This window comes from Streptomyces sp. NPDC051907, from assembly GCF_040681075.1.
Classification (GTDB): Bacteria; Actinomycetota; Actinomycetes; order Streptomycetales; family Streptomycetaceae; genus Streptomyces.
Window position 1 is genome coordinate 199,510 of record NZ_JBFAYB010000002.1, and the last position, 13,857, is coordinate 213,366.

The following is a 13,857-nucleotide window of genomic DNA, read 5'->3' on the forward strand; positions in this document are numbered from 1 at the left end:
GCGGACCGTGATGCGGGTCTGGCCGGCCTGGTGCAGGTGCTGGAGGCGTGCGGCGCGCTGCTGGTCGACATGGTGCGTACCACGCCACCCCGGGTCCGCGCCCGCCACGCCACCGGGGTGTCGGACCCCGCTCTCTGCTCTCTGCTGCTCGCCCGTCTGTTTCCAGAGGCCGGGCGGCGCGGATCCCTGGCTCACCGTGTTGTGGGCCACCGGCGCGCCGAACTACCGGGGCACCCTCGTCTCACCACGTGACGCTCGGACAGCACACCGCGGTCATAGGAGCGGATCGGTCTCAGCTGCGTCAGTCTGATGATCGTGTCCGTACCGAGGCGAGAGCTCACCGGGCCACCCACCACAACTTGCAACCCGGCGACCTATGCGGTCACGGCACTAGCTGGTCCACCACCCCCACAAAAGGGCGGCCAGTGTCCGCAGCGCGGCACCGACAATCCAACGCACAACGAGCACGGCGATCCGCCGCCGCAGCCTTGGCGTTCGCCACACGTACCGCGCTTTACGACAAAGTTTGCGCATTGTCTGTCCCATCCGTGGACTTGACCAACCAAGCGATCGGTCACACATCACCTGACCTGTTCGGATCGGGGTTCGGCGAGAAGTAACTCCCGCCGGACTACAGGTATGTGGTGGTCAGACAGGCAAGGAATAAGGTTCGGAGAAGGTTCGGAACGAACGGGGAATGGCATGGTGGACATCCCGGCGGCAGCCTCACGTCTGGCCGAGGAGCTGAGGGCAAGTCGGCAAGCATCTGGGCTCACGTTCGGTCAGATCATCCAGCTGGGCGAGCGACAGTCTCCTCCCGTCGCCCTGACCAAGAGCAGTCTCAGCGAGTGGTTCAAAGCTCAGAGTGTTCCGCGGGCAGGGCCATCCTTCGCTTTCCTGACCGAACTTCTCGATAGCCGCGCTGGTTCCAGGCCCGGGCGACAGTCCCGTGCTCGGTGGGAGGATCTACGCCGAGCAGCCGAGCAGAGCAAGACCACGGCCCGCCGCGACATTGCGGCGTCCGGGACCCGCACGCAGAAGCAGCCTGGCGATAAGCCCCGCAGCGCAAAGCCGCTGCGCATAGGTCTGGTCCCCGAACCAGCCGATGTGCTCGTCGAGCGGGGACATCGCGATGCCCTGGCACGCGCTCTGTATGGCCCCGAGGACAGTGGCATCGAGGACGCAGCCAGCACAGCTGTTACGGGGCGCGTGATCACAGGAGCCGGAGGCGTCGGCAAGACCAGCCTGGCCGCCGACTACTGCCGCCGTGCCGCTGACGAGGCAGGCGGTGGAGTGGACATGCTGATGTGGGTGACGGCGAACAACACGCCTGCCGTGACCGGTGCCTATGCTCAGGCAGCCCGCGATCTTGAGCTGGTACCCAGCGGCGAGACCACCATGTATGCCGCTGAGCAATTCCTCAACTGGCTCCGTGTCACCGAACTCAGCTGGCTCATCGTCCTCGATGACGTGCACTCCCCCGGTGCACTTGAGGGACTGTGGGTGCCTCGCCGCACCGCCGGTCGTGGGAGGGTCATCGTCACCACGCGCAGCCGCGAAAAAGATCTCGTAACGGCAAGTGGACATCCATTCCTACCGGTTGGCGTCTTCAGCGCCGCAGAATCCCTCACCCACCTGCGCAACACGCTGCAACGGGCCGTGCCCGCCGATGCCGACGCGGATCTGGCGGGGCTCGCCGATGACCTTGGTCATCTTCCCCTGGCGCTGTCGCGGGCCGGCGCATACCTCGACTACAACGCCTCGTGCAGCATCCCTCGTTACCGAAGCCTGCTCGCGGACCGCCGGCTCACCCTTGAACGACTGATCCCTGCTGTGCGCGGCAGTGCTACGACAAGCTCACTGGCAGCGCTGTGGGACATCTCCGTGGACCAGGCCGACCAGCACACCGGCATGCTGGCCCGGCCCATGCTCGAACTGGCCGCCGTCCTCGACGGGACAACCGGCATTCCCGCCCCGCTGTTCACCAGCGGCGCCGCACGCGCTTGGCTGACCGAGCGCAGCAGAACAGGCCGAGCCGTCGACGAGGTTGAGGCCGAGCACACCTTGGCAACGCTGGACCGACTCCATCTCGTCGATCACACCCCGGGCGAGGGTTGTGACGACGCATGGCTGGTCCGCGTGCACCAGCTCATCCAGCGTGCCGTGCGCGAGCAGCAACCTCCTGGTTCATCGCCCGACGTCCGGACACAGCGTAGGGACACCGTCCTGCCGACGGCGGCCCACGCCCTGCTTGACATCTGGCCCGACACCGAGGATGACCAGGACCACGCACTGCGGCTGCGGGCCAGCGCCCGCTCGCTGGCCACTCACGACCAGGACGGCGAAAACCACCCCCTGTGGGAGGACGACACCGCGTACACCGTTCTCTTCCGACTGGGCACCAGCGCGGGTGAATCCGGCGACATTTCCTGGGCACGCGACCATTTCGACGCGCTCGGCTCCCTCGCCCACCGGCACCTCGGAGCCGACCACCAGCACACCCTTGTCGCCCGAAGCGAGCTGTCCCGCTGGCAAAGCCAAGCCGGAGATCACGCCGGAGCGATCCAGACCCTGGAAAGTCTTGAGACGGACCAGATCCGGTTGCTCGGCTACGAGGCCCCCGAGACGCTCGTGACTCGTCACAACCTTGCAGTCGAGCGAGGTGCGGCCGGCGACACTAGCGGCACCATCGCGGCCCTCAATGAGATTCTCGCTGTCCGGCAGAGAAACGGAGCGAGCCGTGGGGCGATACTCGCTACTCTCCACAACCTTTCTTATTGGAAGGGCGTCGCGGGTGACGCAGTAGAGGCTGCTGCCGCTTACCACAGGCTGATCCCCCTCATGGAAGAAGAGTTCGGTCCCGATGCCGATGGCACCCTGACCGCCCGCCACAATCTGGCCCGCTGGCTGGGCGAAGCAGGCAACGCTGCCGAGGCCGTCAGCTTGCTCGAAGCGCTGCTACCCGACCAGACACGAGCGCTCGGGCCCCGGCACCTGCGCGCCCTGTCCACCAGGCAAAGCCTTGCCCGTTGGCAGGGAGAAGCAGGCGAGACGGATAAGGCCATCGACGGGTATCAGGCGCTGATCCCCGACATGGGTGAGATCCTGGGCCCAGACCATCCCGAGCTGCTCACCGCGCGCCACAACCTCGCCCGTTTGCAGGCAAGAACCGATCCGGCCACCGCATCTGAGAACCTCGCCGTCGTCGTCGCCGACAGAACCCGAGTCCTCGGCCCTCACCACCCCGACACATTCAGCTCCCGACACAGCCACGCCCTGTGCTTGGGCTGGGCAGGAGAGCCCCAGAAGGCTGTACAAGCACTGGAGGATGTCCTCCGTGATCAGCAGTGCCGCCTCGTGCCAGAAGGCGCAGGAATTCTCAGCACACGCCACAGCCTCGCCGTCATGCGTGGCCGTGCAGGAGCACCCCTGGCCGCCATCGCCGCACTGCAAGAGCTCCTCTCCGACCAGGAACGCGTCTTGGGCCCTGGCCACCTCCAAACCCTGACGACCCTCGACAGCCTTGGCCACTGGCAGGGCGAAACGGGCGACGCGCAGACGGCATGCGACACCTACCAGGCCCTGCTGACCCACATCGAACGCCACCTTGGCACTGATCACGTCGCCATATTGTCGGTACTGGACAAGCTCGCCATGTGGCGCGGACGCGCTGGCCACCCCAGGGAAGCCGTCGGCATTCTCACCCGGATGCTCACAGACACACGACGCCTCGTAGACCCTGCTCATCCCATCATCACCACCATCAGCAACAACATCGCCTACTGGCTGAATCAAGCCGACATTGAGGAACACCGCGACCGACGCGGAGACCCACCACCACAGGTTCCATGAAGCCGCAGATGTGCCCTGGGTTCGGTGGAGCCGTACGCAAGGGATCGACGCCAGATTGGGAGATCAGGTGGCCCATGGCTGCAAGCTTCTCCGCTCGGGCAGAGTCACTCGCGGCCCATGAGTTGGGCAAGTATTGCCACCACAGCAGTGGCTCCCACCAAAGCTGCGCCGACTTCGGGTGCATGTAGCGTCAGGGTGACGAAGAGGGCTCCGACCAGCAGGAGGACTACGAGGCGCACGCTGATCTGTTCCATGAGGATCTACCTTCCGTATGGCACCGACTGGGTTGTGCATCCAGCGTGGGTGCTTCCCGGACGGCCCTGACAGCTCAAGACGATTGCTGACAGCATCGGCCAAGAATCAGCCGCTGCATGACACGCATGACAGATCCTGACGCCCGTGAGTACAGGTGCCAACGCGCCTGATTTAGAAAAGATGCAGAAGCACCGGAGGGGGCAGAGACAGTGGTCGCTCAGTCGTGGAAGAGGCCCGATCTAGCTGATCAGCCTTACCTGAAGAAGCTGAACGACGAGCTCCACGATCTGAGGCTGGACGCGGGACTACCGTCAGCCCGCGCTATTCGCGACCGCGTCGGGAAGGACGCGCACGACTACTGGATCGTGAATCACCAAGCAGTGTTGGACACTTTCCAGAAGCCAGACTTACCGCTGTGGGGCCGCCTTGAGTTGATCGCCCGCGTCCTGGCCGAATTCGCTCGACACAGCGACGTAGACGCCCAAGTTGATCGTTTCAAGACTCTCTGGAAGCAGGTCGTCAGGGAAACGGTCGCCCAAGCATCAGTACACCCTCCGGCAAATACCACAGCATCCGCCGGAGACGGTGGCAACGCGACTGCCTCTTCCGAGGGCTTACCAAAGCAGGACGCCGGGGCCCCAAGTGGGCAGCCAGCAGAAGAGCCACCAGCTGACAAGAAGACACCGACCAACGCCAATCAAGACTCCGCGCAGTTCAACTACGCGCATGAGTCGTTGAAGGGGCTGATCCTCAACGCGGCGCAGGCTCTGTGGCACGACAAAGACGCGTTGAGAGTGTTCCTTGGTGTAGTTCGCCGTAGTGAAGGCTTCGTCAGGATGGCTGACGCCGCGGAGGAGCAAAGGCCGGCGAACGCGACGTTCTACGGAGTGAAGAGCAGAGAGTTCGATGTGGACCGCTCCCCGGCGCGGCTGGAGTTGGTCACGCTGCATCGCCGCCTTGACGAACATAGGCTGAAGCGCAAGTGGTCCTTCACTGATATGGAGGAGCAGACGGGGATCTCGTCAGATGCGTGGATCCGCTGGTACACCCACGATGAGCTGCCCGAGCGAGAGGCACTTGTCGCGTTCTCCCACATGGCGAGCCTGACGCACGAGGATCACGTCCTGTTGCTCGGTCTGTGGGACGCAGCTCATGACGCGCTGGAGGTGCAGCAACGCACTGCCTCATTGCCGTCCAGCATCAGCTTCGATGAAGCGTGGACCATGCGCGATCCGGCAGCACCGAGGTTGTGGGCACTTGCGGGTGTCGGGGGCGAGAACCTGGCCGCATATGGCCCTGATCTGGCCTCCGGCACGGCTCCCGCGTTCGTTGTGGCCGGGCCCGCAAAGTCAGGTCGCTCCACCGCACTGGTAAACATCGCACGCTCACTGCTCGCATCTGGTACCCAGCTCGCCTTAGCCACACCCAGGCCCTCGCCTCTACGGGAGTTGACCGATCGAGACGGCGTAGTTGCTTGCTTCGATCAAGACGACATCGGGCACGACGAACTCGAGGAGGCCCTGTCAGTGGCGTCCGCTGGGGAGCCGCTCGTTGTCGTGATGGACGACGCAGAGGTCTTGGGCGAGTGCGATGCCCAGCATGTGCTGCGGAACCTGTTGGAGCATGGCTTCGACGAGGGTACGGCGCTGGTCCTGGCCGGCGATGAAGGCAAGCTCGGGCCGAGCTACCCCTGGCTGGGCAAAGCGAAGAGAGCCCACCGCGGACTCCTTCTGTCTCCTCAGGAGCGGCACGCTGGTGATTGGATCGGCATCAAGACGGGAGACTCCGTTCTCGGCCGCCCTCTCGCTCTTGGCGGGGGCTGGCTCCACCTTGGGGACGGCAAACTTATGGCTGTGACCGTGCCGCGGTAAGGGCTGCCCCCTCATTGGGCGGCGACCCCCTCCCTCTCGTAGCCCACGTCGCCTCGTCGTTCGGTGGCGGGAGAATCTCGACCTGAATGGGTGCCTCACCTCAACGGGATAAGACTTCCATACTTCATCTTCAAGGCCCAGCGCACAGCGCGGGCCCGCGCCGCCTCTGCGACGCGCTGCGTGCATGCGGGCAGGAAGGAAAACCTGCTAAGGCGGTCTGGCGCGATCCTCCAAGATCATGGCCTCAACGTCGTGCTTTACCGGGCAGGTCACAGACCGCCCGACGCGTCGGAAGCCTACGGGGCCGTGATCACTCGCGCCAAAGCAGTTCCGAGCCAAAGTCGTTCGACCACCTAGCCGGTTACCTGTATGACGCAAGCTGGACAAGGCTAAGTGCTGACCTCGTCTTCCTCGCCGGAACGGCCAGCATCCGAGTCATCGATCACTACACCCTTGAAGCGAAGAACCTCAAGAGTGAGAGCTGGCAAGCCCATACGAATCGACATTTGCTGCATGAGCTCACGAGCATTGGGCCGCATCACCAATCGGGCTGTCGACTGAGCAAGCGGTATTGGCCGGAGCCCGACGAACCCGCGCCGACAACGAGCTGCGCAAGGGGTGCGGGACCAGGGAGCCGTAGGAGGCCGCGTGGTCGACGACCCCCCGGAGCGCTATCCACGTGAGGGGATCCCGCTCGGCCGTAGCGCGGACAGCATCTGGTTCGGCCACAGCTACTCCACCGAGACACCGCGCGCCCGCTGACGCCGCCGTCCCAGTGACGACCTCCAGGGTTCACCGGCGCACGGCCTTCGTCGGCCTCAATCCGTCTCCGTGAGCCGTGTGCTCAGGACGAGTGCCGTCGAGCAGTCCAATTCCACGCTGATCAGCTGCGGATGGTCCAGCAGCGCCTTTCTGATCTCGCTGGGCCGCTCCAGCTCGAATGCGTCGTCCCCCGCCGCCGGCTGTGTGTCGTCGACGAGGAGATGGCCCCGGGGGCGCAGTGCCGCGACGGTGAGGTCGAGGTGGTCGAACGTTCCGCCCGGGGCGTCGGCGAAGACCAGGTCGTACGGGCTGCCCTCATAGAGCGCCGTCGTCTCGTCGGCGGCGAAGGCGACATAGCTGGGCCAGACTCCGCGGTGGGCGGGGTCGGTCGTCGCGGGGTCCGGTCCTGCGCTCGTCACCTCGACGTCTTCGCGGTCCGCCAGGCCGGCCACGATCCACGCCGTGCCCGTGCCCGCGGACGTGCCCAGCGCGAGGATACGGCCGTACGGGGGGACTGCGGCGGCTAGGGCGGCCAGCATGCGCCCGGCTCCGGAGGGCGGGAGGCCGCGTGACGGTCCCGGCCTGCCGCAGGCACTCCTCGTGCTGTGAGCCGCCATGCCGTTCTGCTCCTTGGGTGGGGGCAGGGCCGTGCCGAGGCGCCGCCTGGACACCACTGTGGGCCCCGATCTGAGAAGGCGCATGCCCGGCCGTCGGCCATACCGCCGGATGGGTGGTCGATCAGGGGAAGCGGCGCGGGGCCTACGCACGGGCACGGCGCCTGGGAGCGGTGTGAAGTGGAGCCGCTTTATCGAGTTATCGAGAGTTCGGCAGGGGAGCGCTAATTTGGAGTCGGCAATTCCCCTTGCCTGCAACCGAGTTCGGGGTGGGCAGCCGGTCCGTTGTCAGTGGCGGATGACAGGATTGGATCCATGAACACTCTCGACGGGCGGCCCGTCCCGCCCTTTCAGGCAGACGAGCGCACCATGCTCGAGAGCTGGCTCGCGTTCCACCGCGCGACGCTGGCCGTCAAGTGCGAGGGGCTGGACGCGGCCGGGCTGCGGAAGGCCTCCGTAGAGCCCTCGGGCATGACGCTGCTCGGGCTGTTGCAGCACATGACCGTGGTCGAGCGGAACTGGTTCCAGCGGGTGTTCGCCGGTCGGGACGTGCCGCGGGTGTACGAGGGGAACAAGGACGGGTTCACGCTGTACCCGGAGAAGGAGAAGGACCTCGACGAGGCCCTGGCGGCATGGCGGGCCGAGATCGCCGTCGGCGAGGAGATATGCGCCGGCCGGTCCCTCGACGACACCGGTGTGTTCAGGGGCGAGGCGGTCAGTCTCCGCTGGATCCTGGTGCACATGATCGAGGAGTACGCGCGGCACAACGGGCACGCCGATCTGATCCGGGAGCGAGTCGACGGCACGACGGGGATCTGACACGGGGATCTGACAGACGGCGGGGGCGGGCTACGGGTCGGGCGGGCCCCCGGCCAGTCGCGGCCGAGAGCCCGTCTGGCACGGGGGCTCCCCCCGCCCTCGCCGCCTTCCCGCGTCGTCAGTCGTCCGCCAGGCGGATCGACTGCGCGTGGCGGAAGACATCCCGCGGGTCCCAGCGCCTCTTGACCTCCTGCAGACGCTCGTAGTTGTCGCCGAAGTAGAGGCGGTACCAGGGCTGGCCCGAGCGGTTCCAGTACGGATCGTTCAGGTCGGTGTCGGGGTAGTTGATGTAGCAGCCGTCGGTCACCGACTCGCCGTGCGGCACGCCGTCCTCGCCCGTCGCCGAGTCCTCCGCCGCGCCCGCCGCACCCGTCGCAGCCGTCGCGCCCGCCGGGACTTCAGGCCGTTCTAGGATCGGCACGCCCCCGGTGTCCTCGTACATGTCGCGGTAGAACTCCCGGATCCAGCGCAGGTGCGGCGCCTCGATCGACGCGTCGGCCTCGGCGTCGTGGTGGTCGGCGACGCCGTCGTCGTTCACGTCCGTCTTCCAGCTCCAGTACGTCTGGTACTGCAGCTTCATCACGGAGCTGCGCTGGTAGACAGCGGTGTCGCCGCTCTCGGGGAGGTTCACCGCGGCACCGTACGAGTCGACTTGGAGCAGCGCCTGCGGGTTGTCGTAGTCGTCCCGGGTGAGGTGGCTGAAGATCACGTCGAGCTGGCGCTCGGTGAACCCGCGGTTCATGTACGCCGACTTGTACTTGCCGCACTGGTTGTCGCCGGAGCCGTTCAGCGTCTGGGTCGCCGTCAGCCAGGGCAGTCGGGTCGGCACGTCCAGGCCGCCCATAGGCGCGTGCTCGCCCATGCGCCGGTCCAGCGGCGTGGGTTCGACGCCCAAGTCGCGGGTGATCCAGTCGAGGAACGCCTCCAGCCGTGCCACGCTGTCCGGCCGGGTGGCGTCGAGCTGGGTGATGAGCCCGACCTTGCCGTTGCTGTGGTGCGTCAGCTTCAGCAGCGTGAACATGTCGCTGTAGTCGCCGCGCAGCCCCTCGGGAAGCCGCTGGGTGTTCTCGTACTCGAAGAACAGCCCGTAGTTCCGCACGAGCGACTTGAAGCCCTCCGGGTTCTCCTTCAGCCTCTCCCACGGCCAGGCCACGGCGCTGAGCAGGACCTGCGACGGGGGCTTGGGCAGACCCTTGAACCAGTACCGCGTGACGACGCCGAAGTTCCCGCCGCCTCCCCCGGTGTGCGCCCACCACAGGGCCTGGAGCTCCGGCTCGGGCGAGTCGCGGCGGGCGATCACTACCTCGGCGTGCTGTTCGTCGCGGACGACCACGACCTCCACCGCGTACAGATAGTCCACCGTCAGCCCGTGCTGCCGGGACAGCAGTCCGTACCCGCCGCCGACGATATGGCCGCCGGCGCCCACGGAGTAGCAGGATCCTCCCGGCAGGGCCACTCCGAAGGGGCCGTAGAGGTGGGTGGCGACATGCCAGTTGGTCGCCCCCGCCTCGACGCAGTAGGCCCCCATCTCCTGGTCCAGGTACGCCCGGTCCATCTGGCCGAGGTCGAGGATCACGCTGACGTCGTCGCCGCAGACGAAGTTCTCGTAGCAGTGGCCGCCGGATCGCACGGTGATCCTGGGGAGCTCGTCCACCGGACCGTGACCCGCCAGGAACTTGTTCAGCGCGGCGACGACCTCGTCGGTCGAGCCGACCACGGTCACATAGTCCGGCGTCGCGATCCACCGCTGGTTGAACCCTCTGCGCAGGGCTTCGTACCGCGCGTCACCCGGACCGACCTCGGTCCCGTAGTCGGCTCCGGTCCTGACCTCGTTCACCGTCATACGGTCTCCCCCACCCCTGATCGACGACCTTGTGTAGTCATACGCCTACCATCCGTGATGTCCGCTGATAAGGGATTACCCGGCGGCGACTACTCGAAGGGCGTCAATCGCGGCGAACGGGGTTTGAACCGGGCCTGGAAAGGTCTGGAAAGGCCCGGAGCGGGCTGGGTACGGGTCTCTAGCGGGACGTCGGCCGGCGGCGCCCACGCGCAGGAAGACAGACGTTCGGGCCTCATGGCGGCCCTTTCCGGCCTAGGGTCGGTGCGCATGAGTCAGTACGCGACTGCGATACAGGACCAGGCACAGGAACAAGAACACTTCGGCCCCAGCGGCCATGACATCCGCCAGCCCGTCCGCGTGCACGCGGTTCGGTGGCCCGACCCCGGCGGCATCGGGTGGGCCGAGGCGCGGACGATGTGCGGCCGTCCGGCGGCCGGCATGGAGAAGGCAGTCCACACGGCGCCCGACCCCGCCACCTGGCACGCTCCCCGGTGGGACGGCCTGCACTGCGACGCCTGCGACACAGCCGTACGGGAACGCGAACAGCAACGGGCGGGGTAAGGGAAGAAGGAGGGGCAGGGCGCGGGCGACCCGCCTCAGGAACGGCACTCCGCCCGCATCGGCGCCGCCGCGTGATGCGCCCCCTCGCGGTCGGCGCCCGAGTCCACGCCCCTGTCCACGAGCCGTACCGTGAGCTGCTGTTCGCTGACCGGGACCTTCGCGATGACCTGGCCGCGGCCGCGCAGCTCGGTCTGGTCGATCGTGAAGGACTTGATCGCGCTGTCCGGGTTGGCGGGGTCCGCCAGGACGAGGTACGTGGTGGGCTGCCCCGCCACATCGCTGTCCCGCTCGCTCTGCGGGATCGTGACGGCGATCGAGCAGGTCTGGTACCCGCTGCCGACGTACCAGGACCACGTCGCCGCGCTCTCGCCGTCCTCGCCCTTGTTGCCCGACATGGGGATCGCGGAGAAGCTCCCGTCGCAGCCGTCGCCGCTGCGTCCGCCGGAATCCACGGTGTACCAGCCCTCGTCGCCGTCCTCGAAGCGGCCGACTTCGCTATAGCGGCCACCGCCGGTGCAGCCGGGGCCCGCCCAGGCGGAGTAGGAGGGGCCCTGCGCGTTCTGCGGAGGCTCCGGCTCCTTCGGCTTCCTCGGGTCGACCTTGCTCGGGGTCGGCAGCGGCGAGCGCGAGGGCGTCACCCGGTCGGTGGGCGCGATCCGCTGGGGAGGCCCGCCGATGTCGCCCGGGCCCAGGCCGCCGCCGCCCGGGCGGTCGGAGTCGCCGCCGGACGCCTCGGCCCCGCCCGCCGGTTCGGCGCCGCCGCCGGACAGCGCCATCGCCGACACCGCCAGGGCGAGCGCCGTCAGCATGACGCCCCCGGCCAGCACGATCTTCCCCGTGCGCGAGAGCAGGGAGACGCGTCCCGCCAGGGTCTCCCCGGCGACCCAGCGCGATCTAGGCCTGCCTTCCGCACCGCACTTCGGGCATCTCACCCCAAGCGCACCGTCACCCTTGCCGTCGCATCGTTCGCAACTCATGTCGCACCTGAACCACTAGACCAACTGCGCGGTATGCCAGAGCAGTCCACTATGCAGCAGCGTGCGGGGCGCAGATAGTGTTAACGCAGGTAACAAGGCCAATCGCGCCGCTGCGGACGTCGCCGCGCCGCCACGAAGGCCGACGCGCCGCCGATCATCGCGCCCCTCACGGCGCCCCGATCACAGATCACCGCGCCGCCACGAAGGCCGCCACGCCGCCGCGGACGTCGCCGCGCCCCCACGAAGGCCGCCACGCCGCCACGAAGTCATCGCGCCTCCGCGGAGATCACCCCGCGCCAGCAGAGAAGTCACCCGCCTCAGCAGCAAGCTCACCCCGCGTCAGCGGAGCTCGTCCGGGCAGGGCGTGCCGCGCGGAATGTCGTACGGCGCGGCCAGCCGGTAGACCCCCGGCTCGGGCGCGAGCAGCTCGGTCCACTCGTCGCCCTCCGCGTTCTTCTCCGTCTTCAGCAGACAGCCGTGCAGATTGACGTACTCCTTGGGCCCGTCCTCGCGCGCCCTCGACTCCGCGGTCTCCTGCGGCGGCGTCACCTTCGTTCCGTCCTCGTCGACGATGCTCAGCCACGGCGAGTGCGGGACCCGGATCAGCACCCGGCCCGCCTCGCGCACATGGAGCCGCATCTCGCCAGCGCCGGCGCGCTCCACCGTGGCCGGCGCGTCCGCCAGCGGGACGGGGTCCTTGACCGCGAACAGCTGCCAGTTGTCGTCGCCCCAGACACGCGTCAGATACGGCTGGCCGCGGCGTACGAGCTCCGCCTCCTGGGCCGCGCCGGTGGAGTCCGGCGACCCGGCCGGCAGAACGACGTAGTGGACGGCCCAGCGGTCCAGCCAGGCCCGGTAGCCGGCGGCGGTGAGGACCTTGTCCTCGTCGTAGAAGAGAGGGTTCCGCTTCATGTCCGCCTGCCGGTTCCAGCCGCGAGCCAGATTGACGTACGGAGCGAGGGCGGAGGCCTCGCGGTGGCTGCTGGCGGGGACGACCTCGACCCGGCCGCGCTCGGCGCCCACCTCCTGGAGGCGGTTGACCAGCGGCGCGAGCTCGCGGTTCCAGGACGCGGTCGGCGCCGTGCGGATGATGTCGTCGACGCCCTTGAAGCCGATCCAGAAGTTCAGGCCCACGAAGGCGAGCACGAGCGCGTACCACTGACGGGACTTCGGCGCGGTGTACGGCAGCGCGGCCAGCAGCACCACGCCCGCGAAGAGCATGGGCAGACGGGAGACGTTCGAGCCGATCTGGGAGTCGATCACCCAGGTGAGCAGGGTGCCGAAGGAGTAGACGGCGGCGGCGGTGCGGACCGTGCGCCACGGGCTCGGCACGAGGACGAGGACGAGGATCCCGAAGAGGAAGGGCAGCGAGGTCGACCAGAACGACATCGGCTGCGTGCCCGAGAACGGGAACAGCCACGCCGAAAGACCGACGACGGCGACCGGCGCGAGGCCGAGGGCGTACGCGCCGGGGCGGCGCTTGTTCAGGAACAGCGCGGCGGCCACCACGCCGAGGAACAGCCCGGCGACCGGGCTCGCGGCGGTGGCCAGACCGGCGAGCGGGGCGGCCACGGCGGCCTTCGCCCAGCGCTTGTACCGCCAGCGGTAGGGCCAGCAGAAGACGGCGGCGACCGCGCCGAGCGCGAACATCATGCCGAGGCCGAAGGTCACCCGGCCCGAGAGCGCGTTGCACAGGAAGGCGAAGACCCCGGCGAAGGAGCAGGCCACGGGGTTGCGGACGGCTCGGACGCGGACCAGGATCAGCGCGGTGAGGGCAGCGGAGACCGTGCCCGCGACGATCATCGTCGTCCGTACGCCGAGGATCGACATCAGATACGGCGAGACGACGCTGTACGAGACGGGGTGCATCCCCCCGTACCAGGCGAGGTTGTACGCCGAGTCGGGGTGGCGGCCCACGAACTCCGCCCAGGCGTCCTGAGCGGCGATGTCGCCGCCGCTGTTGGCGAAGAGGAAGAACCAGAGCAGATGGACGACGGCCGCGATCGCGGTCGTCAGCGCCACCGGGTGGCGCACCAGCCGGTCGCGGAGATCGGCGAGCGGGCCCGGGTCTGAAGGGCCGAACGACGGCAGCGGTATTCGCGGACCCGGGCGCGGGTCCGTCTGCGTGGTGCTGCTGCCGTCCGCCCGTGTCGGCTCAGCGGTGGTCACTGCGGCTCTCCCCGTCGTGTCCGGGCCCCGCACCTGGCAGCCTCCGACGCGCTCTGTTCAGACAACGCTTCATGCACAAGGACGTGTCCCGACGCCCGCGAGTTGCCCAGGGACGCTAGCACGCGGGCGTCCCG

At 67.8% G+C, this 13,857-nt stretch carries 9 protein-coding genes; 4 read left to right on the forward strand and 5 right to left on the reverse strand.

Annotated features, from left to right (window positions below):
- Window positions 1–702: 702 nt before the first annotated feature.
- Complete coding sequence (locus AB0M39_RS02260; protein ID WP_365359166.1) at window positions 703–3,852, forward strand: tetratricopeptide repeat protein; 3,150 nt, start codon at window positions 703–705, stop codon at window positions 3,850–3,852.
- 104 nt (window positions 3,853–3,956) lie between these two features.
- Here the strand turns inward: AB0M39_RS02260 and AB0M39_RS02265 are convergent, their stop codons facing one another.
- Complete coding sequence (locus AB0M39_RS02265) at window positions 3,957–4,106, reverse strand: hypothetical protein (protein ID WP_365359168.1); 150 nt, start codon at window positions 4,104–4,106, stop codon at window positions 3,957–3,959.
- A 210-nt stretch (window positions 4,107–4,316) separates the two neighbouring features.
- Between AB0M39_RS02265 and AB0M39_RS02270 the strand changes: the two genes are divergently transcribed.
- Window positions 4,317–5,978 (forward strand): hypothetical protein, encoded by a 1,662-nt coding sequence (locus AB0M39_RS02270; protein WP_365359170.1) that lies wholly within the window; start codon window positions 4,317–4,319, stop codon window positions 5,976–5,978.
- An 818-nt stretch (window positions 5,979–6,796) separates the two neighbouring features.
- Here the strand turns inward: AB0M39_RS02270 and AB0M39_RS02275 are convergent.
- Window positions 6,797–7,279, reverse strand: a complete 483-nt coding sequence (locus tag AB0M39_RS02275) for a hypothetical protein (protein ID WP_365359172.1) — start codon at window positions 7,277–7,279, stop codon at window positions 6,797–6,799.
- 390 nt (window positions 7,280–7,669) lie between these two features.
- On the opposite strand from AB0M39_RS02275, the gene AB0M39_RS02280 reads away from it, so the two are divergent.
- A complete protein-coding gene (locus AB0M39_RS02280) occupies window positions 7,670–8,173 on the forward strand; it encodes a DinB family protein (RefSeq protein WP_365359174.1) in 504 nt (167 codons plus the stop codon).
- A gap of 118 nt (window positions 8,174–8,291) precedes the next feature.
- On the opposite strand, the gene AB0M39_RS02285 is transcribed toward AB0M39_RS02280, so the two are convergent.
- The gene (locus AB0M39_RS02285) at window positions 8,292–10,016 is read right to left on the reverse strand and encodes a BBE domain-containing protein (RefSeq protein ID WP_365359176.1); all 1,725 of its coding nucleotides are present in this window, start codon (window positions 10,014–10,016) and stop codon (window positions 8,292–8,294) included.
- A gap of 267 nt (window positions 10,017–10,283) precedes the next feature.
- Here AB0M39_RS02285 and AB0M39_RS02290 point away from each other — a divergent pair, with 267 nt between their 5' ends.
- Window positions 10,284–10,577 (forward strand): hypothetical protein, encoded by a 294-nt coding sequence (locus AB0M39_RS02290; RefSeq protein WP_365359178.1) that lies wholly within the window; start codon window positions 10,284–10,286, stop codon window positions 10,575–10,577.
- 35 nt (window positions 10,578–10,612) lie between these two features.
- Here the strand turns inward: AB0M39_RS02290 and AB0M39_RS02295 are convergent, their stop codons facing one another.
- On the reverse strand, window positions 10,613–11,509 hold the full coding sequence (locus tag AB0M39_RS02295; RefSeq protein WP_365359180.1) for an adhesin: 897 nt from the start codon (window positions 11,507–11,509) through the stop codon (window positions 10,613–10,615).
- Between the two features lie 384 nt (window positions 11,510–11,893).
- The gene (locus AB0M39_RS02300; RefSeq protein WP_365359182.1) at window positions 11,894–13,723 is read right to left on the reverse strand and encodes an MFS transporter; all 1,830 of its coding nucleotides are present in this window, start codon (window positions 13,721–13,723) and stop codon (window positions 11,894–11,896) included.
- Between the last annotated feature and the right edge of the window lie 134 nt (window positions 13,724–13,857).

Bases quoted from the DNA above. Each gene is read 5' to 3' on its own strand.
- AB0M39_RS02265 (WP_365359168.1), bottom strand. From the start codon at position 4,106: ATGGAACAGATCAGCGTGCGCCTCGTAGTCCTCCTGCTGGTCGGAGCC.
- AB0M39_RS02275 (WP_365359172.1), bottom strand. From the start codon at position 7,279: ATGCTGGCCGCCCTAGCCGCCGCAGTCCCCCCGTACGGCCGTATCCTC.
- AB0M39_RS02260 (WP_365359166.1), top strand. From the start codon at position 703: ATGGTGGACATCCCGGCGGCAGCCTCACGTCTGGCCGAGGAGCTGAGG.
- AB0M39_RS02290 (WP_365359178.1), top strand. From the start codon at position 10,284: ATGAGTCAGTACGCGACTGCGATACAGGACCAGGCACAGGAACAAGAA.
- AB0M39_RS02285 (WP_365359176.1), bottom strand. From the start codon at position 10,016: ATGACGGTGAACGAGGTCAGGACCGGAGCCGACTACGGGACCGAGGTC.
- AB0M39_RS02280 (WP_365359174.1), top strand. From the start codon at position 7,670: ATGAACACTCTCGACGGGCGGCCCGTCCCGCCCTTTCAGGCAGACGAG.